This window comes from Pseudomonas sp. S3_C06 (genome assembly GCF_054667675.1).
The window spans coordinates 57406-80052 of the sequence record NZ_CP162747.1 but is presented as its reverse complement, the minus strand read 5'-3'; the positions used below and the strand labels follow the sequence as shown (position 1 = coordinate 80052).

The window sequence follows — 22647 nt, the reverse complement described above, 5'->3', positions numbered from 1 at the left end:
TCTTCAGGTTTAGCGCGAACAAAAAAACGCCGGTCATGTGACCGGCGTTTTTTTATGCCTGTTCGATTTACCAGAAGCGCTGCTGGGTCAAGCGGCTCCACCAGCTCAGCAGCACGCGGTCGACTGAACCGCTGGCGGCCATGCCAATGCGCTCTTGCAAGCTTTTGCGCTCGGCATAGTGCAGGTGATAGACCTCGGCCTTTTTCGCCCGGTCTGCGAGGTACTCATCGCTGGTCTTGAGTTCATCGACCAGTTGTTTATCCAGCGCCGCGACGCCGAGCCAGACTTCACCAGTGGCCACATCGTCAATCGCCAGTTGCGGGCGATAGCGGGCGACGAAGTTCTTGAACAGCTGATGAGTGATGTCCAGGTCTTCCTGGAACTTCTCCCGGCCCTTCTCGGTGTTTTCGCCAAACACGGTCAGGGTGCGTTTGTACTCGCCGGCGGTGAGGACTTCAAAGTCGATATCGTGCTTCTTCAGCAAGCGATTGACGTTAGGCAATTGCGCCACAACACCGATCGAACCGAGGATCGCGAACGGCGCGCTGATGATCTTCTCGCCGATGCACGCCATCATGTAGCCGCCGCTGGCTGCGACCTTGTCGATGCACACGGTCAACGGCACGCCGGCTTCGCGAATACGCGCCAGTTGCGACGACGCCAGGCCGTAGCTGTGGACCATGCCGCCGCCGCTTTCCAGGCGCAGGACGACTTCGTCTTTCGACGTGGCGAGGGTCAGCAGTGCGGTGATTTCATGGCGCAGGCTCTCGGTGGCCGAGGCTTTGATGTCGCCGTCGAAATCCAGCACGAACACACGAGGTTTGGCCTCGGGCTTGTTCTTCTGCTTCTTCTCGCTTTTCTCGGACTTGGCTTCGCCCTTGCGCAAGGCCTTGAGCTGATCCTTGTCGAGCAAGGTCTGCTCCAGCCGCTCGCGCAGGCCCTTGTAGAAATCATTGAGCTTGCTGACCTGCAACTGACCGGCAGATTTGCGCCGGCCTTTGCTGCGCAATGCAGCAAAACTGGCGAGCACTACCAGAATGGCTATCACCAACGTGACGGTCTTGGCCAGGAAGCTGGCGTATTCGGTGAAAAACTCCACAGAGACTCCTTAGAACAGTGCGTGGATGTGAAACACACGCGGGATGGCTCCAGCATACCCATGCGCCGGCTCATCGGCCAGCCGTGAAACCTCTGGCAACACCCCTGTAACGGGCATTTCAAACAAGCGTATGTTTTTTCATTGACAGCTAACCGTCATCCTCATAACCTCGCCAAACCTTCAACGTACCGGGATGACGCGGACGTGGGCAGTATCTATTTGATTCGACATGGCCAGGCCTCCTTTGGTGCAGACGACTATGACGTCCTGTCGCCGACCGGTGTGCGTCAGGCAGAAATCCTCGGTCAGCACCTCGCTGAACTGGGGATCAGCTTCGATCGCTGCCTCGCCGGAGACCTGCGTCGTCAGCAGCACACGGCCACCAGCGCGCTGGAACAGTTCGCCGCCCAAGGTCTGTCGGTGCCGATCCTGGAAACCGATTCTGCCTTCAACGAATTCGATGCCGACGCGGTGATCCGCGCCCTGCTCCCGGACATGCTGGCGGACGAGCCGGAAGCCCTCGACATCTTGCGCAACGCCGCGCAGAACCGTGGCGAATTCCAACGTATTTTCGCCCTGATCATCGAACGCTGGCTGGCCGGCACTTACGACCCGCCCGGGCTGGAAAGCTGGCTGGGTTTCGTCGAACGCGTCCAGGCCGGGCTGCACCGGATCCTCGATCTGGCCGATAAAAACCAGAAAATCGCCGTGTTCACCTCCGGCGGCACCATCACGGCCCTGCTCCACCTCATTACGCAAATGCCTGCGAAACAGGCCTTTGAATTGAACTGGCAAATCGTCAACACCTCGCTCAACCAGCTGAAGTTCCGCGGTCGCGAGGTGGCTTTGGCCTCCTTCAACAGTCATGCGCATCTGCAGCTGTTGAAGGCTCCGGAACTCATCACTTTCCGCTGAGTCCGGTTAGCTGTGAACCTTGCTGTAATCAACCAGCTCCTATTATCCAAGAAAGGATCGAACCATGACCTCCGTAGCCGATGCCGTAAAAGCAATGCAAGCCAAGTTCAACCCAGCCGCTGCTGCCGGTCTGGATCTGGTCTTCGGTTTCAACATCACTGACGAAGACAAGCAGTACTCGCTGATCGTCAAAGACGGCACCTGCGACATCCAGGAAGGCGAAAACCCGGACGCCAACTGCACGCTGGTGCTGGACAGCGAAACCCTGAAAGGTATCGTCAGCGGCGAAACCGACGGCATGCAGGCGTTCATGGGCGGCAAGCTGCGCGTTGAAGGCGACATGATGCTGTCGATGAAACTGTCCGAGCTGTTCCCGTCGTAATAGCGACGTTCAGTGACACAAGAATCCCGCCCCCTGTGGCGGGATTTTTGCGTTTCGGCCCTGTAGGAGCTGCGGCACGCTGCGATCTTTTGACCCTGTTTTTTTAGAACGCAAAGTCAAAAGATCGCAGCCTCGTTTCACTCGACAGCTCCTACAGGGTTACCCGCTGAACGAAGCGGCCAGCAACTCTCGGGTATACGGATGCTGCGCTGCATGAAACAGCGTATTTGTCTCGCCACGCTCCACCACTTCACCGTCCTTCATCACGATCAAGTCATGCGCCAGTGCTCGCACCACCGCCAGATCGTGGCTGATGAACAGATAGGTCAGGCCGTGCTCCGCCTGCAAACGCCTCAGCAAAGCGACGATCTGCTTTTGCACCGTGCGATCCAGTGCCGACGTCGGCTCATCCAGCAGGATCAAGTCGGGCTTGAGCACCAGCGCCCGGGCAATCGCGATGCGTTGCCGCTGACCACCGGAAAACTCGTGGGGATAGCGATGCCGTGTGGCAGGGTCGAGACCGACTTCACGCAACACATCGATCACCGCCCGTTCGCGCTCAGCGGCATCCAAATCGCTGTGCACCTGTAGTCCTTCGGCGATGATCTGCTCCACACACAGGCGCGGACTGAGGCTGCCAAACGGATCCTGAAACACCACTTGCAGGCGTTTGCGTAGTGGCCGGAGTTGTTTGCCGCTCAAGTGCTCCAGCGCCTCGCCTTGAAAGCGAATACTGCCTTGCGCATCGAGCAAACGCAGAATCGCCTGGCCCAGCGTCGACTTGCCGGAACCGGATTCGCCGACAATCCCCAAGGTCTTGCCGCGCTGAAGCTTCAAGTCAATGCCGTTGACCGCGTGCAAGTACGACTTCGCGCGCAGCCAACCACCGCCCAAACGGAAGCGCACATTGAGATCGCGCACCTCCAGCAAATCCTCCGCAGGCTCCCGGCACAACGCTTCGCCACCCGGTTCGGCGTTGAGCAACTCGATGCTGTAAGGATGTTGCGGTGCGTTGAACAACTGTTCACACGACGCCTGTTCGACAATCACCCCGCCGCGCATGACCGCCACCCGCTGAGCGATGTTTCGCACCAGATTCAGATCATGACTGATGATCAACAGCGCCATGCCCAGGCGCTCCTGCAGTTCTTTGAGCAACAGCAGAATCTTGCGTTGCACGGTCACGTCCAGCGCGGTGGTCGGCTCGTCGGCGATCAGCAACTGCGGCTCGCAGGCCAGCGCCATGGCAATCATCACCCGTTGTCGCTGACCGCCCGACAGTTGATGCGGATAGGCCTTGAGCCGCTCGCGCGGGCGCTGAATACCCACCAGTTCGAGCAACTGCACAATTCGCTGACGCGCCGCCGCCCCGGCCAGCCCCTTGTGCAGCGCCAGGCTCTCGCCCAACTGCCGCTCAATCGTGTGCAAAGGGTTCAGTGAACTCATCGGCTCCTGAAAAATCATCGCGATACGGTTGCCACGCAACTGCCGCAAGTAGCGTTCATGCACGCCAAGCAGCTCTTCGCCGGCATAGCGGATGCTGCCGTCGATCCGGGTGATGGCCAGGTCGAGCAATTGCAGAATGCTGTGCGCCGTTACCGATTTGCCCGAGCCGGATTCGCCGACCAGCGCCAGACACTCGCCGGGGCGGATATCAAGGTCGATGCCGTGCACCACGGCTTGGCCATTGAACGCGACACGCAGGTCACGTATTTCGATCAGATGTTCCGGCATCTCAAGTCCTCGGATCAAACGCATCGCGGCAGGCCTCACCGATAAAAACCAGCAATGAAAGGATCAGCGCCAAGGCAAAGAAAGCGGTCAAGCCCAGCCACGGCGCTTGCAGATTGCTCTTGCCCTGACCGATCAACTCGCCCAACGACGCGCTGCCGGCCGGCATGCCGAAACCGAGAAAATCCAGCGCGGACAAGGTTGCGATTGCCCCAGTGAGAATGAACGGCAGATAAGTCAGCGTTGCGCTCATGGCATTGGGCAGGATGTGCCGAACGATCACTTGCGCATCGCCGACACCCAGCGCCCGCGCTGCTTTCACATATTCCAGACCGCGACTGCGCAGGAACTCGGCCCGCACCACATCGACCAGGCTCAACCAGGAAAACAGCGCCATGATCCCCAGCAACCACCAGAAATTCGGCTCGACGAACCCGGACAGAATGATCAGCAGGTACAACACCGGCAGCCCCGACCAGACCTCCAGCAAGCGCTGACCGATCAGGTCGACCCACCCACCGTAGTAGCCCTGCAACGCCCCGGCAGCGATGCCAATCACTGCACTCGCCGCCGTCAGCGCCAGGGCAAACAGCAGCGATACACGTGTGCCGAAAATCACCCGCGCCAGCACATCGCGCGCCTGATCATCAGTGCCCAGCCAGTTCTCGCTACTGGGCGGACTCGGTGCCGGTTCCGTCAGGTCGTAATTGACCGTGTCGAACGCGAACGGAATCGGCGCAAACCACAGCCGCCCGCCCTGCCCCTCGATCAATTGCCGCACCTGCGCGCTGCGATAGTCCGGCTGAAACGGCAGTTCACCGCCAAAGTCCTGCTCGGTGTAGCGCTTGAACGCCGGGAAATACCAGTCGCCCTGATACGTCACCAGCAGCGGTTTGTCATTGGCCACCAGTTCCCCGCCAAGGCTCACGCCAAACAACAAGATAAACAGCCACAACGACCACCAGCCGCGGCGATGCGCCTTGAACCGCGCCCAGCGGCGCTGACCGATTGGAGATAACGTCAGCATCAGGCAGCCCTCGCGGTGAAGTCGATGCGCGGGTCGACCAGCGTGTAGCAAAGGTCGCCGAGCAGTTTTATCAGCAGGCCAAACAGGGTGAAGATAAACAGCGAGCCGAACACCACTGGATAGTCGCGCGCCACTGCCGCTTCGTAACTGAGGCGCCCGAGGCCATCGAGGGAAAAGATCACTTCAATCAGCAGCGAGCCGCCGAAGAACACCGTCACCAATGCTTGCGGCAAACCGGCAACGACCAGCAGCATCGCATTGCGAAACACATGGCCGTACAACACCTGCCTTTGATTCAGCCCTTTGGCGCGCGCGGTCACCACGTACAGCCGTGAGATCTCGTTGAGAAAGCTGTTCTTGGTGAGGATCGTCAAGGTCGCAAAGCCGCCAATGACCAAGGCAGTCACCGGCAACACCAAGTGCCAGAAATAGTCGGCCACCTTGGCCCACGGCGACAGTTCGGCGAAGTTGTCCGAAACCAGTCCGCGCACCGGAAACCAGTCCAGCGCCGTGCCGCCGGCAAACACCACGATCAGCAGCAGTGCGAAGAGAAATCCGGGCAACGCATAACCGATGATGATCGCCACGCTGCTCCAGACATCGAACGCCGAGCCGTTGTGCACGGCTTTGCGAATGCCCAGCGGAATCGACACCAGATAGGTGATCAGTGTCGCCCACAGGCCCAGCGACAAGGTCACCGGCAGCTTCTGCCAGATCAGCTCAGTGACGCTGGCACCGCGAAAGAAACTCTGACCGAAATCCAGTTGTGCATAGCTTGTGAGCATCAGCCACAAGCGCTCGCTGGGCGGTTTATCGAAGCCGTACTGGCGCTCGATATCGGCCACCAGTTTCGGGTCCAGCCCACGCGTCGCGCGGGATTCGCCGCCAACCGTTTCGACATGGCTGGAGCCCACTGCCGCGCCGACACCGATGCCTTGCAAGCGCGCGATGGCCTGTTCTACCGGGCCTCCGGGCGCGGCTTGCACGATGACGAAATTGACCAGCAGGATCGCGAGCAAGGTCGGCACGATCAGCAGCAGACGCCGCAGGCTATAACCCCACATGGCTGTACTCCTTGGGCATCTGGGTGGCGGTCAGCGCGGTCGGGCTGATTTCCCACCAGGTGTCGAGACCGGCGTCGTACAGCGGGGCAATCGCCGGTCGGCCGAAGCGGTTCCACCACACCGTGGAAATCCCCGGCGGGTAATAGTTGGGCACCCAGTAATAGCCCCACTGCAACACCCGATCCAACGCATGAGCATGACGCAGCAAACTCTCGCGATTGTCGGCCTGCACCAACCCTTCGAGCAGTGCATCGACGGCCGGATCGCGCAGCACCATGTAATTGTTCGAGCCGGGATCAGCGGCGCCATCGGAGCCGAAGTAATTGAACATCTCGCGCCCCGGCGCCTGACTTACCGGGTAACCGGCGACGATCATGTCGTAATCGCGATTGCGCACGCGGTTGGTGTATTGCGCGGTGTCGACCTGGCGGATATCGAAGCCGATGCCGATCTGCGCCAGGTTGCGTTTGAACGGTAACAACAGCCGTTCGAAACCTTTCTGGCCATTGAGAAACGTGAAGTGCAGCGGCTCGCCATTGGCGTTCACCAGTTGATCGCCCTGAGGTTTCCAGCCAGCGGCCTCCAGCAGTTTCAGCGCCTGCAATTGTTCCGCGCGGATATTGCCACTGCCGTCGGTTTTCGGTGCTTCAAACACCGTGGTGAACACTTCATCGGGAATCTGTCCGCGCAACGGCTCAAGAATCTTCAGCTCTTCGGCATCCGGCAACGCGGTGGCCGCCAGTGCGCTGTGGGAGAAGAAGCTGCGCTGACGCAGGTACATGCTGCGCATCATTTGCCGGTTGCTCCATTCGAAATCCCAAAGCATGGCGATGGCCTGACGCACCCGGCGATCCTGAAACAGCGGTTTTTGCAGGTTGAACACAAAGCCCTGCGCGCCTTGCGCAGCACCGGGTGCGAGGTGTTCACGAAGCAATTTGCCTTGCTCGAGTGCAGCGCCCGCGTAGCCGATGGTGAAACTGGTGGCGGAAAACTCGCGGTTGTAATCGAAGCCGCCAGCCTTGAGCACCTGCCGCGACACGTCGGTGTCGGCGAAGAACTCCACGCTCAGTTGATCGAAGTTGTACAGGCCACGAGTGATCGCCAGATCTTTGGCCCACCAGTCCTGCACCCGTTGAAATTTCACGCTGCGCCCGGCATCCACCGCGCTGATGCGGTACGGGCCGCTGCCGGGCGGAATCTCGAAACCGCCGCCCTCGGCGAAATCGCGGGTGCGCCACCAATGTTCGGGCAGCACTGGCAATGTCGCCAGGTCCAGCGGCAAGGTGCGGCTGTCGTTGTTCTTGAAGAGGAAGCGCACTTGCGTCGGCGACTCCACGACAACCTCGGCGACATCGCGAAACTGCTGACGGTATTTGAGGCTGCCCTGAGTGGTGAACAGCTCGAAGGTGTAACGCACATCTTCGGCGGTGATCGGCGTGCCGTCGTCGAAACGTGCCTTGGGGTTGAGGTAAAAACGCAACCAGCGGCGATCCGGATCGAGCTCCATCTGCTGCGCCACCAGACCGTAGACGCTGTAGGGTTCGTCCTTGCTGCGATAGGCCAATGGCGCGTAGAGCCAGCCATCGATATCGGCCACGCCGGTGCCTTTGTCGGTGTAAGGAATCAGGTGATCGAACGGGCCGCTTTCCAGAGAAGAACGGCGCAGGCTGCCGCCCTTCGGTGCGTCGGGATTGGCGTAGGCCAGGTGCTGGAAGTCGGGGGCATATTTGGCGGGTTCGCCGTAGACCGTTAACGCCGGTTGCGGGGCGGCCCAACTGAACGGAGTCAAAAGCGCACATGCGCTGAATAAAATGAGCCTGGAGAACATGGGCAGATCCTTTTACACGGTGCTGCTCCTGGCCTCTTCGCGAGCAGGCTCACTCCTACAGGGTCTGCGGTGAACACAAATCCACTGTAGGAGTGAGTCTGCTCGCGATAACGCCGGAACAGTCAACACACCTTCTGCCTACCTGTGATGTGCAACAGGCCGGCGATTTTTATAGAGCAGGCTTTAGATCAATCGGTGACTAAAACCCGCCACAACTGACCACTTTCAGAACTTGTAACTGACCCGCGTGTACAGCGTCCGCCCAAACGGGTCGCCATATTTCGGGTCGTAGCCGCTCTGGAACGTGTAGGTCTGGTTGCTGAACGGTGGTTCGCGGTCAAACAGGTTTTTCGCGCCGAGGGTCACGCTCAGGGTCTTGCGCCAGGTGTAAGTGCCGGCCAGATCCCAGACGTTGTACGAACCCACATAATCGTGAGTGTCGCGATCAGAGTCGTGGTAACCGCTGGTGTAGCGGTTGGTCAGGGCCGCACCGAACGGGCCGTAATTCCAGCTGCCGGTCAGGCTGTGGCGCCAGCGCGCCACGGCACCCGCCGACGCAAAGTCACCGCCACGGAAATCGCCCAGCTTGTCGATGTAGTCGCCCTTGAGTTGCTGCTGATAGTCATAACGGGTGACGTAAGTGCCTTGCAGGCCGATGCCGAAGTTGCCGTACGGCGTGCTCGGTAAACGGTAATCGAAGCTGACGTCGACGCCGTTGGTCTTGATCTTGCCGAGGTTGGCCAGCCCGGTGACGATGTGATCGATGGAGCCGTCCGGCTTGCGGATCAGGCGATCCGGGTACAGCTCAGGATTCTCGAACACCGCCGATTCGGGGAACTCGGCAATCTGGTTGGCGATGTCGATCCACCAGAAATCCAGCCCGGCGCTCAGGCGCTCGAACGGTTGATAGACAAACCCGAGGGTGACGTTGCGCGCGGTTTCCGGGCTGAGGTCGGTATTGCCGCCGCTGGTGCGATTGAACTGCTGCGCACAGTCGCGGTTGGCAATGCCGCCATTGCTCGGATTACCGCCAGCGCACAAACGCGGGTCGTTGTAGTTGGCGTTGGTGAAACTGGTGAAGGTCGGGTTGTACAACTCATACAACGACGGCGCGCGGAACCCTTCGCTGTAGGCACCGCGCACCACCAGTTCCTTGAATGGCTGGAAGCGGAACGAGTACTTCGGATTGGTGGTGCTGCCGAAATCGCTGTACTTGTCATGGCGTACGGCGGCGGACAGTTCGAGGCTGTCGAGCACCGGTACGTTGACCTCGGCGTATTCGGCGGAGACGCTGCGATCCCCGGCAACGCTGCCGTTCGGATCAACACCAAGACTTTGCACGTCGCCGGCAAATGCTGCGAAATCCTGATGGAAGTCTTCCTTGCGATACTCGCCGCCCAGCGCCAATGCTGAAGGGCCGGCACCGAACCAGTCGCCGATTTCACGACTGATGCGCCCGTCGATGGCCTTCACCCGCCCGACCGCCGTGGCGTAATCACCGTCCACCGCGTTGGCCGCCAACAGCGCGGAACCGGCAGCTGTCTGCGGACCGAACGGGTTAATCACGCCGTTGGCAATGCCGGCGCTGACCGCACGATCATTGACGTAGCCGTCCTCGATGCTGTTGACCACTTTGTTCTGGTTGTACGAAGCGCCGACGTTGTAATCCCAGCCGACCAGCGTGCCATCAAAACTCAAAAGCAAACGCTGACTGGTGTTGTCGTCTTCGTGCTGGCGCGCGCCAACAGCGGTTTCACGCCAGTTGACGTCAACCGGTTGTGTCGGATCGAGGGCGAATCCGTTCGGCCCAGGGGTAATGCCGTTACCCGGATAGAACGCGGTGCCGGGATTGACCTGATTACCCATCAACGTGCCGGGGCCGATTTGCGTGCGGTTTTCGTTGCGCGCCCAGAAGTATTCGAGGCTGACGTTGTGATCGTCCGACAGCTTGCCCGTGGCTTTGGCGAAGGCCGAGGTCTTCTCGGTTTCCGGCACCAGATCGAGGTAGTTCCACAAGCTCTGCCGGCAGATTCCGTTGCGTGCCAGCAATCCCGGTGCGTTGCAGCCGGAACCGGCCAATGGATTGGTGGCGTTACTGCCCTGGCTCCAGTTGGCCGGCGAGGCGGTGCCGGAGGTGTAGTCGAGTCCACGATTCGGCTGGTAGTTATAGGTGTAGCCGCGATCTTCGGCGGCCAGGCGTTGTTGCTTGTCGTAACTGACCACGCCAAACACGTTGAAGCGATCATCCTGCAAATCACCGAAACCCCAACTGCCGCTGAAGTTACGGCTTTCACCGCCCCCCGAATGGGTGGGCGTGTCGTAGTTGGTGCTGATCTGCCCTTCGGTGAGGCTGGTCTTGGTGATGAAGTTGATCACCCCGCCAATCGCGTCGGTGCCGTACAACGCCGAGGCGCCATCGCGCAGTACTTCGACACGGTCAATGGCGGCGAACGGAATGGTGTTGAGGTCGACACCGGAGCCATTGATTGCGTTGGTCGCGTTGTTGCTCAGGCGACGGCCGTTGAGCAGCACCAGGGTTTTATTCGGGCCAATACCACGCAAATCCGCATACGACGCGCCCCCACTGCTCGACCCTACCGAGCGACCGGAACCCACCGAAGACTGGTTGGCGGATATCCGGCTGACCAGTTCCTCGGTGGTCGACACGCCCTGCTCGCGCAGCTCTTCTACGCGCAGGATGGTCACCGGCACCGCAGTTTCTGCATCGACCCGACGGATTGCCGTCCCCGTGACTTCGACGCGCTGCAGTTGAGTCGTCGGTTCGGATGCCGTGCTGTCGGCAGCGATGGCCGGCAGCGTGTTGATTGCCAGCAGCAAGGCCAGGCTCAAAGGTGATTTGACGGGTGAAAACTGAATCATGAACAGCCATCCCTGCGTTTTGGTTTATGCAGGGATGTGCGATGAAGAATAAGGATTTATAGAGGGCGGTTTAGACCGTTGGGTGATGAGGTTATGCACAAAATGCCGTGCGTCCTTATCAAGCCAATGTCACCTCCCTCAACAACCGGGTATCCAGGCCAAACCGCTCCTGGGAGACCATCTTGAACTGCCCCTCTGCCAGGTCGCAGCTCACCAGCAGATTCCACGAGTGGCGGGTTGCCGCCGAGGGAATCAGGACAAATGGGTGCTCATCCAGTAAAGCGTCGGCAAACCGCTGTTGATTGGGCGACGGCCACGCGGGACTCAACCAGTAAGGATTCGGTACCTCTTCGGGCTGAACGACTTTGACCCGTGCATCGCGGATGACCTCAAAGCACGTCAGCACATAAGGCTCTCTGTCCAGTGCATCAAAACTATTATTGGCTGCCACCTCCAGAATGGCCGAGGACGGGTCAACCGATGCATAGACGACTCGCCGGCCAGGCGCATTCCAGCGACCGCCCTTCAGTTTTGAACCCATCCCGCTGTCCCACGTATCTCCGTAGGCCTCCTGATCCAGGCGCCAGCCATACCAGTGCCCTTCCCAGGGCAAGGGATTCATGGGTAACCCCCGTACAGGAGCTGACACAAGTATTGCTCGACCATCTGGAAACCCAGTGGATGGCGGGTCAGCTCCAACGGCACGTAGCCGTTAAGGTAAGGGGTGGGTTTTTGCATCCATATCTCCGCCTGTGACAGCCCACCGAACGCCCGAGTGGCCATCTCCAGCACCAGCGCATATTGGTAGGCGACGACACTCTGCTGCGAGTCAAGCCGTATCGATTTGCCTTCCTTCAACAGCCGCTGCACGGTTCTGACAGACCTGCCGGTGATGCGTTTGACCATGTCTTCGCGCAGGTACATTTCGGAAGTTGAAAGCATGTTGACGACGTCGCTCAGCTCAAAGCCCTGGTCGGTAAGGCGAATAATCAGCATGGCATCGTCACCGAGGTCCTGGCCATGCACGAGCAAATCGACAGGCTTGCCCGCGACCTTCTTCAGCCCCGTCAGCCGGGGTGGTTTGGGGGTGGGCATTGCGACATCCTCCATGGGGCATCTGGCGCGATCGTCGATCCAGAAGTTGCGCAGGGAATAAGCAGGCGTTTCATGCTCGATGTGTGGGGTACGCATAATCGATCCTTTATCTGGGAGCCTGAGCGTTCAAGCCGCTCAGCGACTTCAATGTCAGGTCCGATGCTATAGATCGCGCTTCCGACGACCAACCTGAAAAGGTCGTCGGAAATATCCCCTGCCTGCCGCAAACCAAGGCTTTTTCCGTAGGACGTCAACGCGAGATGCCTGCCCTCAGCCGCCGAAGTGATAACTCACATCGAGCCACCATTGCCGCCCGTACGGGTCATAGTTGCCGGTCGGGTAATACGGCCACCCTGCCGAGTCATCGTGTTTGACCTGGTTGAGCACGTTGTTCACGGTCAGCCCGACACTCGCCCGGTCATTGAGCTTGTAACGCGCACTGGCGTTGAACACCGTCCACGGCGACAGGCGCCCGTCTCCCGCGCCATTGGTGACCGAACCATAACGAATGCCCATCAGCGTCGCCGTGGCCTTCTGGTAATCCCAGGTCAGGCTGGCGTTGACCTTGCTGCGCCAGTCGTAGTTGGTGCGTGAGGTGCGCCAGTCTTGCGTGGGGGCTTCTTCCGACTCCTTGTAGTAATGCGAAAGCACCAAGGTATAGCCCAGCGCCGAACTGAACGCGCCGTACTGTCCGGCGCCCCAGCGGATGTTGCTCTTGAAATCCAGACCGCTGACCCGCTCGCTGGCGGCGTTGATCGCGTTGACCCGCACGCGATTCAACTGGTTCGGGTCGACCGCCGCATTGCCGGCGTTACGATCAATGCGCGCCAGCGTCGATTGGCAGTTGGCCGAGTTGATGTCCTGAGTGCCATTGCGGCATTCGTTTTCCTGTTGCAGCAGCCGGTTTTCATCGACCGTAGTCAGCAGATCGTCGATCTCCACGCGCCAGAAATCCGTGGAGAAATCGAAATTGCGCGACGGTGACCAGACAAATCCGTAGGTCCATGATTTACCGCGTTCCGACTCCAGGTTCGCCGTACCGCTCTGGGTGTAATCGACCCGCCCACGATCACACGCGCCTTCCACACCCTGGCTGCAACCGTAGTAATCGATCTGCGCCGGGTAGTAGCCGTTGCTGTCGGACTGATAGATGTAGTTCAGATCCGGCGCGCGGAAACTGGTGCCGTAACTGCCGCGCAGCAACAGGCTGGTCACCGGGCGCCACTCAAGCCCCAGGTTGTAGGTTTTCTGCTGCTCGGTGCGGCCGCTGAATTTGTATTGGTCCCAGCGTCCGGCGGCAGTCGCCAACAACGTGTCGGTGACCGGAATGCTGAACTCGCCACCCGCCGCATAACGCTTGCGCGAGCCACCGGAGCTTTGCTGCGGGCTTACGCCGTAAAACGTGCCGTCGTTGAGGCCGTCATCCGGGTCGACACGGTATTCCTGTTTGCCCGCTTCCAGTACTCCGGCGAAGCCCACCGGGCCGGCCGGCAAGTCGAACAGATCACCGTTGACCGAAGCGTTGTAACTGGTCGACACCGATTTGCTGCTCTGGGTCAGGTTGCCGCGAAACTGCTGCCATTCCTGCGGCGTCAGCGGCCGGTCGAGCCGTGAAGCATCCGGGGCGAATACTGGATAACCGCCGCTGACACCGAGTTGCGGGCCGAGGTAGAAATCCTGAATCGATGACAGTGGCGTGTAGCGCGTGGTCCTGACGCTGCGATATTCCGAGCGGTTGGCCGCCAGATCGTAACTCCAGCCAGTGTCGGCGATCTTGTCCGAGATGCCGAGGGTGCCGGTCCACGAGGTGTCGCGCCACTTGCTGTTGTTGCTGGTGCGACCACCGATTTCCTCTTCACCGAAGCGTCGATACCAGCGCTCCAGATTGCCGCTGTTCTGGTTGATGAAGTCCGGCGAGGTGAAGGTCGGCCCGCGTGTGTTGTTCTGGATATGGTCGAGGCCGTACATCAGGTCGGCGAAGACCTGACCGCTGTCGCTGAAATGCCAAGTGCCACGGGTGTAGCCGTCGTAGTTTTCCTTCTGGGTCTGCACAGTCCAGTAATCGTTGTACATCTGGTCGGTGCGGCAGCGCCCGCCGCTGTTGACCAGTTTGTTGTCGAACGTACCTTGATAAGCGCCGCATCCCGGCCCGAGATAGCGACTATTGGTCAGGTCGCGGCGGTAACCGACATCTGCCAGCGGGCCGCTTTGCATAAAGCCACGGTCATCGGCCCAGATCGGATCACGGTTAGTCAGTTCCAGACCGAACAAGCCGTCAAAATCCCCCCAACTGCCGCCGCCGCTGATCTGCAAACGCTGGTTGTCACCGCCGCCGCGCTCACTGGTGCCGCCCTTGAGGTTGACGTCGACGCCGTTGATCTTGTCCTTGAGGATGATGTTGACCACCCCGGCGATCGCGTCCGAGCCGTAAATCGCCGAGGCGCCGCTGCTGAGAATTTCGATGCGTTCGATAACCGCCGACGGAATGTTCGCCAGGTTGGTGAAGTTGACCTTGCCGTCGTACGGCGTCGGGTAGTCGGCGACGCGACGGCCATTGATCAGCACCAGCGTATGGTTCGGGCCGAGGCCGCGCAGATTGAGTGCGCTGGCCGCCGGTTGCCAGGTGTTGCCGTAATCTTCGCCTTGGGTCATGCCGGTGTTTTGCGTCTGCGTCGCGAGGGCGTCGTAGACGTTTTTGTAGCCGCGCGCTTCCATTTCCTCGTGGGTGATGACGTTGACCGGCGTGGCGCCATCACTCTGCGCGCGGGCGATGCGTGAGCCAGTGACGGTGACTTTTTCCATGCGGTAATCGGCGCTGGTGACCGGTGCCACGGCAGTGACTTTCGCCGGCGCATCGGCTGCGCGAACGGTCAGGCCCTGAGCGCTTTGCTCGACTTGCAGACCACTGCCGAGCAAAGCTTTTTCCACTGCCTGACGACCGCCCAACGCGCCGCGCACCGCCGCGCTGCGTTTGCCTTGCACCAATTCCTGACTAAAGGAAATCGGCACGCCGCTCTGCCGTGAGATGCCCAGCAGCACTTCGTCGAGCGGTCCGGTAGCGATGTCGAAGGTAAACACCGCTGCAGCAGGTTCCTGGGCAACCGCCGCCCATGGACTGATGCCCATCGCCAACGCAGCGGCGAGGGTCAATCGAGGTAATTGTTGTTTGATTGAGAACATCGAAGGGTTTCCCTGTTGGAGGCATCTGCAGGGAATGAGCAGCGGGCCAGCGCTTTTTATAGGGCGGCGATTAGGCCAAGAAGTTATGGGTTTATAACCGCGCGTCGATGCTGACCCAGTACGGGTTGTGCCAGGTGACGCGGATCGGCAGCGAGCGTTCCAGCAGTTGCAACGTACGATCGCTGTCGTCGAGCGGATAGAGGCCGCTGAGGCGCAGGTCGGCGACTTCCGGGCTCAGATGCAAGATGCCGCGACGGTAGCGGCGCAGGCTGTCGATGACTTCGTACAAAGGCCGGTCGCGCACCTCCAGTCGACCTTGCACCCAGGCACTTTCCTGACCGTTGCTGCGCTCCAGCGACAGCAACCCTGCGCCGTTGAACAGCAGGCTCTCGCCGGCCGCCACCACTTGCCGCGCGCCACCGGTGGTGACCACTTCAACCTGCGAATGGAGCATCACCAATCGCGTCGTCTCTTCGCTGTACTGTACGAGAAACTTCGTCCCCAGCGCCCGCATGCGGCCGTGCTCGGTTTCGACCACAAAGGGTCGCGCCGACTCTTTCGCCACATCGACCAACAATTCGCCGCTGCGCAAGGCGAGCAGCCGTTGCTGATGGTCGAACAAAGGCACCACACGACTGCGCGCATTGAGGGTCAGCGCACTGCCGTCCGCGAGTGTGAAGTCACGCCGCTCGCCAGTCCCGGTCGACAACTCCCCCGCCTCCGGCAGCCAGCCGTAACGTCGCCCGAGCAATCCGGCCAACAGCGCAACACCGAGCACACTCAAACTGCCGCTGATGAAACGTCGACGACTCGACGGCGCATTGAGACTGTGCAGCAGGCTGTTGCGCGGCACGCTGCGCAGGCTCGGGTTGCGCAGCAGATTCAGGCCGCCGCCCATTTGTTCAATGACCTGTTGATGGCGAGGATCGGCAACGCGCCACGCCTCGAATGCGGCCCGCTCGGCCATGCCCGCCTCGCCCGACTGCAGCAACGCCAGCCATTGCGCCGCCTCGTCGATCACCGCCTCGTCCGGCCTCATGCCTGCATCGCCTGATAGCAGCGCTTGAACGCTTCGACCATGTATTGCTGCACGCGACTGGTCGACACGCCGAGGCGCTCGCCGATCTCGCTGTAGGTCAAACCGTCGAGTTGATGGTAGAGAAACGCCGCTTTGGCTTTGGCCGACAAGTCATTGAGCAAGCGATCGACGGCCAGCAGCGCTTCGATCACCAGCGCCCGCTCTTCCGGGGATGGATGCACCGGTTCGGGCGCCAGCGCCAGGCTTTCCAGATAAGCACGTTCAAGGTCCTGGCGACGCCAGCCTTCGTATACGAGTCGGCGGGCGATGGTGGTCAGCAGCGCCCGTGGCTCGCGAATGGCCGTGGGGTCCGGCAATGCCAGCACCCGCAGAAAGGTTTCCGAAGCGATGTCCTGCGCACTGTGCGGGCAACCCAGCGTGCGGCCAACGGCAGCACACAGCCAGCGATAGTCCTTTTGGAACATCTGCCCGATGATCTGGTAATGCGGGTTGTACCCACCCATGCCTTGCTCCCTGAAACGGGTCCCACCCGCTGCGAAAAACCATCGTTCTGCCGGGATCGTCCGGCTCTGATCAGGCGCGACTGTGCAATAGCCTCTCAAACATTTGAAGTAATAAAAAATCAGCACAAGCAAACTATTGAGCATAAGTCGCTTCGTCGCCGCAGAAACATTGGCTGACAGAACGTTGACCTCGATCACTGGCGCGTTGGCGGCCGCTGATTAATCTCGCGGCTCCATCGAAAGCCAGGGACGGCTCAGCGAGAGCCCGTGGCTGAACCCACTCAAGGAAGAGCAAGCATGCGACCACTCAACATCATTCTGCTGTCGTCAGCGTTCAACGGCCTGACCCAACGCGCCTGGCTGGAACTTCGCGAGGCCGGTCACTCGCCCAGCGTCGTGCTGTTTACCGATGAACAAGCCGTATGCGAACAGATCGAACACAGCGGCGCCGATCTGGTGATCTGCCCGTTCCTCAAGGACCGCGTACCGCAGGCACTGTGGAGCAACGCCCAGCGCCCGGTGGTGATCATCCACCCGGGTATCGTCGGCGATCGCGGCGCCAGTGCCCTCGATTGGGCGATTACCAACGAGCTGCCGAGCTGGGGCGTCACCGCGCTGCAAGCGGTCGAAGAAATGGACGCCGGCCCGGTGTGGGCCACTTGCGAATTCAACCTGCCGGCGGGCCTGCGCAAATCCGAGCTGTACAACGGCCGTGTCAGTGATGCAGCGATCCGCTGCATACGCGAAGTGGTGGAGAAATTCATCGAAGGCTATGAACCGGTTGCCCTCGACTATGCCGATGCGAAAGTGCGCGGGCGTTTGCAGCCGAACATGAAGCAGGTCGACCGCAGTTTCAGTTGGCACGACTGCGCGCGCTTCATCAAACGTTGCATCGATGCCGCCGACGGCCAGCCCGGTGTGCTGGCGAGCCTGGCCGGCGGTCAGTATTACGTGTACGACGCGCACCTCGATTCGCGCAGCGGTATGCCCGGCGAAATTCTCGCGGTGCATGACGATGCGGTGCTGGTCGCCGCTGGCGATCAAAGTTTGTGGATTGGTTCGCTGCGGCGCAAACCGCAATCCGGCGAAGAAACCTTCAAACAGCCAGCGCGGCATGTATTGGCCGAGCAATTGGCCGACGTGCCGGTGCTGGACTGGTCGATCGCTACACAGCCGTTCAGTGACGAAGCCTATCAACCGCTGCGGTATCGCGAATCCGGCATCGTCGGTGAGCTGACCTTCGAGTTCTACAACGGCGCCATGAGCACCGAGCAATGCCAGCGCATGGTCGCCGCGCTACGCTGGGCCAAATCCCGTGATACGCAGGTGTTGCTGATCAAGGGCGGGCGCGGCAGTTTTTCCAACGGCGTGCATTTGAACGTGATTCAGGCCGCGCAGGATCCCGGAGCTGAAGCCTGGGCGAATATTCAGGCGATCGACGATGTCTGCGCAGAACTGCTCACGGCCCGGCAGTTGGTGGTCAGCGGTGTCACCGGCAATGCCGGCGCCGGCGGTGTGATGCTCGCGCTGGCCGCCGATATTGTGTTTGCCCGCGCCGATATCGTGCTCAACCCGCATTACAAGAGCATGGGTTTGTATGGCTCCGAATACTGGACCTACAGCCTGCCCCGCGCCGTCGGCCCGGCCATGGCCGAACAACTGACCCAGGCCTGCCTGCCAGTGAGCGCGGTGCAGGCGTGGCAACTGGGCATGGTTCAGGAAATCGGCCCGCGTTGCCCGGACGAGTTTTCCCTGTGGTTGCTGCAGCGGGCCAACGGAGTAGTGAGCGATCCGACCTATGCTGCGGTGCGCGAGCGCAAGGCGCGGGTTGATCAGGTGTTGATCCAGCAGTGCCGTGAAACCGAGTTGCAGGAAATGCAGGAAGACATGCTGTACAACCGCAATCAGTTTGCCGAGAAGTGCCGCAACTTCGTGTACAAGCGCAAGGTGTGTGGCACGCCGGCACGGTTGATTGAAGAGTGGGCGCGGGTGCGTTTGACCGAGTTGGCCAGTTGATTTTGCGGTGACTGCTTTCCCCTCACCCTAGCCCTCTCCCAAGGGAGAGGGAACTGATTGGGGGATGCTGTAGAGGTTCGCCGACATGAACGATCTCTACTGAATCCATAATCGATCGATGTATGACGCAAGACACCTCGGTCACTCCCCTCTCCCAAGGAGAGGGAACCGAGCCGTGGATATTGAAGATTTACACCGACCTGAGAGTCTTGCTCTGAATCCATAATCGACTCGATCTTTCAGGTCGATGTATGACGCAAGACACCTCGGTCAGTCCCCTCTCCCTCCGGGAGAGGGTTAGGGTGAGGGGCTTTTGCCTTTACAATGCCCGACACCTCAAACACCGGCCCGCCCATGGACATAGATCTCGCTCGCACCTTTCTGGAAATCGTCCGCCACGGCAGCCTCGCCGCTGCCGCGCAGAAGCTGTTCGTCACGCAAACGGCGATCACTGCCCGGGTGCAGAAACTCGAAAGCCAATTGGGTAGCACGCTGTTCGTGCGCAACCGCGCCGGGGCGAAGCTGACGCCCAATGGTGAGGCCTTTGTGGTCTACGCCAATCAACTGGTGCAGACCTGGGAAGCCGCGCGGCGCGATCTGCCGCTGCCCGAGGGCTATCACAACGTGCTGCACATCGGTGGCGAAGTCAGCCTGTGCAACCCGTTGATGCTCAGTTGGGCGGCAGAGCTGCGCGAGAAGATTCCCGGGCATGCCCTGCGCATGGAAATCCGCGATGGCGAAAACCTGCTGCGCCAGCTCGAACTCGGTGTGCTCGACGCCGCACTGGTCTATCAGCCGGAATACTGGCCGGGCTTGCAGGTCGAGCAAGTGCTGGAAGAAAAACTGATTCTGGTGCGCGCGCCCGAGCGCCCCGATCCCTACGTCTACATCGATTGGGGCCCGGACTTCCGCCGCCAGCATGACGCCGCCCTGCCGGAAAAAGCCAAAGCGGCGCTGAGTTTCAACCTCGGCCCGCTGGCCCTGCAATACATCCTCGAACACGGCGGCAGCGGCTACTTCCGCACCCGCGTGGTGCGCACCTATCTGGAAAGCGGCGCCCTCGAAGCGGTGACCAAAGCCCCGGAGTTCGGCTATCCGACTTACCTGGTCTACTCCCGCGATCGCGATTCGGCGACGCTGCAACAGGCCTTCAATCTGCTGCGTGAAGTGATCCGCACCGATGACGACTGGTCGCAGCGCTGGAACCCTCTGAGCTGAAGCAGCGGCTTCGTACCGGAGCATGGCGCATGTGCCATTGAGGTCGGGCCAGCACAAACGGCCGGATCGGCTAATCTGCCGGGTATAACAACAATCCCGCAGGTGATGCAGTGAGGCAGACCACCGAAATATTCCGCAGTCGCTACCGCGCGGCCATTCATCCGCTGTACAACCCATGGCTGCACGGCGCCTTCGTGCTGCTGTTCGGGGTGCTGGCCATCGGCGGGTTCTGGAGCAGCGTGCAGCAGGTCGCCCTGCTGGAGTGGCTGACGGTGCCGTTGACCCTGCTGCTGTTCAATTTCGGCGTGTACATGGTCCATCGCCATCTCGGTCACCACAAAAAGACCTTCGCAAAAATGTTCTATGCCCGACATGCGGGCGATCATCACAGCTTCTTCACCCCCGGCCATATGACCTACGACGGCGCCCGCGACTGGCGGGTTATTCTGTTTCCCGCCTGGCTGATCGTACTGCACACGCTGGTGATTACCCTGCCGTTGTGGTGGCTGTTGGCACAGGTAAACGCCAACGTCGCCGGGTTGTTCGGTGGTTGCATGGTGCTGGGTTATCTGACTTACGAGGTGTTCCATGCCTGCGAACACCTGCCGCCGCACAACCCGCTGACGCGCCTGCCATGGATCCGCCAGATGCGCCGCTTGCACGAGTTGCATCACCGCCGCGAGCGCATGCAGGAGCGCAATTTCAACATCGTCCTGCCGCTGATGGACTACCTGTTCGGCACCCTTTACTGGGAGCCGGAAACCGCCCCGTTGAATTGTTCGAGACAAGCCATGACCCGCATGCAGCACACCATCGATATCGCTGGCGAACCCACTGCCGTGCTTGCCTATGCCGCCAGTGTCAATCGCTGGCCGGAATGGCACCCGTCGTCGCTGAAGATCGACGGCGCCCACGGCCCACTGCATGCCGGCTCGCGCTTCGAAGAGGACATTCATGCCGGCGGGCGGGCCGGCCATTTGAGTTGGGAAGTCAGCGAATACCTGCCCGGCCGGCGCTGGTGCGCACGGGCACAAGGCGATCATGGCCTGTCGTTGCTGCTGACCTATGAATGCAGCGCCGGCGACAGCGGTACGCGATTTGTGCGCACGCTGGATTATCGCTTCGGCGGTCTGGGCATGCGCATCGCCAATCACCTGCTGCTCAAACGCCGCATCGAGCGCGAATCCGCCGCATCGATGCTGGCGCTGCGTGACATGGCCGCGCAATACCTGTCATCGACGAGGGCCAGCGCGTGAAGCTACGGCATCTGTTGTTGCTGCTGATCCTCATCGTCATCGCGTTCTTATTGTTGATGCCGACCAACGTCGAACCCGTGGCCTGGACGCCGCCTCCAGCACCTTCGCTGACAGAAGGCATTTACGCCGAGAACCAGAAACTCAAAGGCGCAGCGCAGGTCGGGCCGAGCGACATCGAAGGGCCGGAAGCCTTGCTGCTGGAGAGTGATTTCTTGATCACCGGGCTGCACGACGGCCGACTGATCCGCACCAGCCTCGACGGCCAACAACGCAAAGTACTCGCCGACACCGGTGGCCGTCCGCTGGGCTTGGCCCGACATCCGAACGGCTTGCTGGTGATCGCCGACGGGGTCAAGGGCTTGTTATCCCTCGATGCGCAAGGTCAGTTGATCCCTTTGACCACGGAGGCCAATGGTCTGGCGTTTGGTTTCACCGATGACGTGGCCATCGACAAGTCCGGGCATTACGCCTATTTCAGCGATGCTTCCAGTCGCTGGGGTTATGGCCATGACGGTGAGGCGATCATCGAGCACGGCGGCGACGGACGTCTGCTGCGCTACGACTTTCAGAGCGGTAAAACCAGTGTGCTGCTGGACAAACTGCAGTTCGCCAACGGCGTCACCCTCGGCCCGGACGACGCCTATGTGCTGGTCAATGAAACCGGTGCCTACCGCATCAGCCGTTATTGGCTGACCGGGCCGAAAGCCGGCACTCACGATTTGTTCATCGACAATCTGCCAGGGCTGCCGGACAACCTGGCGTTCAATGGCAGTAATCGCTTTTGGGTGGCGTTGTACGCGCCGCGTAATGCCTTGCTCGACGGCACAGCGGAGCATCCGTTCGTGCGCAAGATGATTGTGCGGGCGCTGAAGGTTTTACCGAAACCGGTGGAAAAGCGCGGGTTTGTCCTGGGACTGGATCTGGACGGCAAGGTGATTGCCAATTTGCAGGATGCGAGCAGTGGCAATTATTCGCCGATCACCACGGTGCGCGAGTATGGATCGTGGTTGTATTTTGGCTCGCTGAAAGCCACACATATGGCACGGATGCCGTTGGATGCGGCCCTTAAGTGAACCTGATGTTTTTGTGTTGCATGGACTGACGCCTTCGCGAGCAGGCTCGCTCCCACATTGGATTGTGTTGACCACAAATGCTGTGGTCAGCCGAGAACCTTGTGGGAGCGAGCCTGCTCGCGAATGCGGTCTGTCAGTTACTTGATTTATCGAACTTGTCCGGATCTTCGTCTTCAGGCAGATCCTCATCCGGCTCTTCGGGATTGGCCGTGGTATGCGCCGGGCTGTTGGGTTCGGGATGCGTGGGAACCGGGTCGAATGCGCCCTGCTCTTCACTGGGGAATTTGGGATCGTTCATAAGGCACCTCGCAATGAGTCGGATGGAAGACTCTGTACATTCG

18 protein-coding genes are annotated in these 22647 nt (G+C 60.4%); 6 read left to right on the top strand and 12 right to left on the bottom strand.

Features of this window, described 5'->3' with window-relative positions; translation table 11 throughout:
• Nucleotides 1-67 precede the first annotated feature (67 nt).
• Nucleotides 68-1099, bottom strand: a complete 1032-nt coding sequence (gene sohB / locus AB4N44_RS00310) for a protease SohB (RefSeq protein WP_127927073.1) — start codon at nucleotides 1097-1099, stop codon at nucleotides 68-70.
• A gap of 204 nt (nucleotides 1100-1303) precedes the next feature.
• On the opposite strand from sohB, the gene AB4N44_RS00305 reads away from it, so the two are divergent.
• Entirely contained in the window at nucleotides 1304-2014 is a 711-nt protein-coding gene (locus AB4N44_RS00305; protein ID WP_316918210.1) for a histidine phosphatase family protein, read from the top strand.
• 64 nt (nucleotides 2015-2078) lie between these two features.
• Nucleotides 2079-2396, top strand: coding sequence for an SCP2 sterol-binding domain-containing protein (locus AB4N44_RS00300; RefSeq protein WP_007912567.1), 318 nt, complete (start codon nucleotides 2079-2081; stop codon nucleotides 2394-2396).
• A 159-nt stretch (nucleotides 2397-2555) separates the two neighbouring features.
• Here the strand turns inward: AB4N44_RS00300 and AB4N44_RS00295 are convergent, their stop codons facing one another.
• The 10 genes from AB4N44_RS00295 to AB4N44_RS00250 all read right to left on the bottom strand — a co-directional run bounded on the left by AB4N44_RS00295 (nucleotide 2556) and on the right by AB4N44_RS00250 (nucleotide 16743).
• Entirely contained in the window at nucleotides 2556-4130 is a 1575-nt protein-coding gene (locus AB4N44_RS00295; RefSeq protein ID WP_460110754.1) for an ABC transporter ATP-binding protein, read from the bottom strand.
• Nucleotide 4131: 1 nt separating this feature from the next.
• Nucleotides 4132-5154, bottom strand: coding sequence for an ABC transporter permease (locus AB4N44_RS00290; protein ID WP_223025995.1), 1023 nt, complete (start codon nucleotides 5152-5154; stop codon nucleotides 4132-4134).
• Nucleotides 5154-6218 carry a microcin C ABC transporter permease YejB gene (locus AB4N44_RS00285; RefSeq protein ID WP_127927065.1) on the bottom strand — a complete coding sequence of 355 codons (1065 nt, stop codon included), beginning with the start codon at nucleotides 6216-6218 and terminating at the stop codon, nucleotides 5154-5156. Before AB4N44_RS00285 ends, AB4N44_RS00290 begins: the two co-directional genes overlap by 1 nt.
• Nucleotides 6205-8046, bottom strand: coding sequence for an extracellular solute-binding protein (locus tag AB4N44_RS00280; RefSeq protein WP_460110756.1), 1842 nt, complete (start codon nucleotides 8044-8046; stop codon nucleotides 6205-6207). The genes AB4N44_RS00285 and AB4N44_RS00280 overlap by 14 nt, the downstream gene beginning before the upstream one ends.
• A gap of 225 nt (nucleotides 8047-8271) precedes the next feature.
• A complete protein-coding gene (locus AB4N44_RS00275; RefSeq protein WP_460110758.1) occupies nucleotides 8272-10926 on the bottom strand; it encodes a TonB-dependent receptor in 2655 nt (884 codons plus the stop codon).
• A 118-nt stretch (nucleotides 10927-11044) separates the two neighbouring features.
• A complete protein-coding gene (locus tag AB4N44_RS00270; protein ID WP_127927058.1) occupies nucleotides 11045-11548 on the bottom strand; it encodes an RES family NAD+ phosphorylase in 504 nt (167 codons plus the stop codon).
• On the bottom strand, nucleotides 11545-12021 hold the full coding sequence (locus tag AB4N44_RS00265) for an antitoxin Xre/MbcA/ParS toxin-binding domain-containing protein (RefSeq protein ID WP_174245116.1): 477 nt from the start codon (nucleotides 12019-12021) through the stop codon (nucleotides 11545-11547). Before AB4N44_RS00265 ends, AB4N44_RS00270 begins: the two co-directional genes overlap by 4 nt.
• A 270-nt stretch (nucleotides 12022-12291) precedes the next feature.
• Nucleotides 12292-15201 (bottom strand): TonB-dependent receptor domain-containing protein, encoded by a 2910-nt coding sequence (locus AB4N44_RS00260; RefSeq protein WP_460110760.1) that lies wholly within the window; start codon nucleotides 15199-15201, stop codon nucleotides 12292-12294.
• Between the two features lie 91 nt (nucleotides 15202-15292).
• Nucleotides 15293-16240, bottom strand: coding sequence for a FecR domain-containing protein (locus tag AB4N44_RS00255; RefSeq protein ID WP_150752023.1), 948 nt, complete (start codon nucleotides 16238-16240; stop codon nucleotides 15293-15295).
• Complete coding sequence (locus AB4N44_RS00250; RefSeq protein WP_460110763.1) at nucleotides 16237-16743, bottom strand: sigma-70 family RNA polymerase sigma factor; 507 nt, start codon at nucleotides 16741-16743, stop codon at nucleotides 16237-16239. Before AB4N44_RS00250 ends, AB4N44_RS00255 begins: the two co-directional genes overlap by 4 nt.
• A 297-nt stretch (nucleotides 16744-17040) precedes the next feature.
• On the opposite strand from AB4N44_RS00250, the gene AB4N44_RS00245 reads away from it, so the two are divergent.
• The 4 genes from AB4N44_RS00245 (at nucleotide 17041) to AB4N44_RS00230 (ending at nucleotide 22306) form a co-directional block, all read left to right on the top strand.
• Nucleotides 17041-18759: a hydrogenase maturation protein gene (locus tag AB4N44_RS00245; RefSeq protein ID WP_460110765.1), complete on the top strand. Its 1719-nt coding sequence runs from the start codon at nucleotides 17041-17043 to the stop codon at nucleotides 18757-18759.
• Nucleotides 18760-19113: 354 nt separating this feature from the next.
• Complete coding sequence (locus AB4N44_RS00240) at nucleotides 19114-19977, top strand: LysR family transcriptional regulator (RefSeq protein ID WP_127927050.1); 864 nt, start codon at nucleotides 19114-19116, stop codon at nucleotides 19975-19977.
• Nucleotides 19978-20087: 110 nt separating this feature from the next.
• Nucleotides 20088-21233 carry a sterol desaturase/SRPBCC family protein gene (locus AB4N44_RS00235; protein ID WP_460110767.1) on the top strand — a complete coding sequence of 382 codons (1146 nt, stop codon included), beginning with the start codon at nucleotides 20088-20090 and terminating at the stop codon, nucleotides 21231-21233.
• The gene (locus tag AB4N44_RS00230) at nucleotides 21230-22306 is read left to right on the top strand and encodes an SMP-30/gluconolactonase/LRE family protein (protein WP_460110769.1); all 1077 of its coding nucleotides are present in this window, start codon (nucleotides 21230-21232) and stop codon (nucleotides 22304-22306) included. The genes AB4N44_RS00235 and AB4N44_RS00230 overlap by 4 nt, the downstream gene beginning before the upstream one ends.
• A gap of 133 nt (nucleotides 22307-22439) precedes the next feature.
• On the opposite strand, the gene AB4N44_RS00225 is transcribed toward AB4N44_RS00230, so the two are convergent.
• Nucleotides 22440-22604 carry a hypothetical protein gene (locus AB4N44_RS00225; RefSeq protein WP_007912545.1) on the bottom strand — a complete coding sequence of 55 codons (165 nt, stop codon included), beginning with the start codon at nucleotides 22602-22604 and terminating at the stop codon, nucleotides 22440-22442.
• Between the last annotated feature and the right edge of the window lie 43 nt (nucleotides 22605-22647).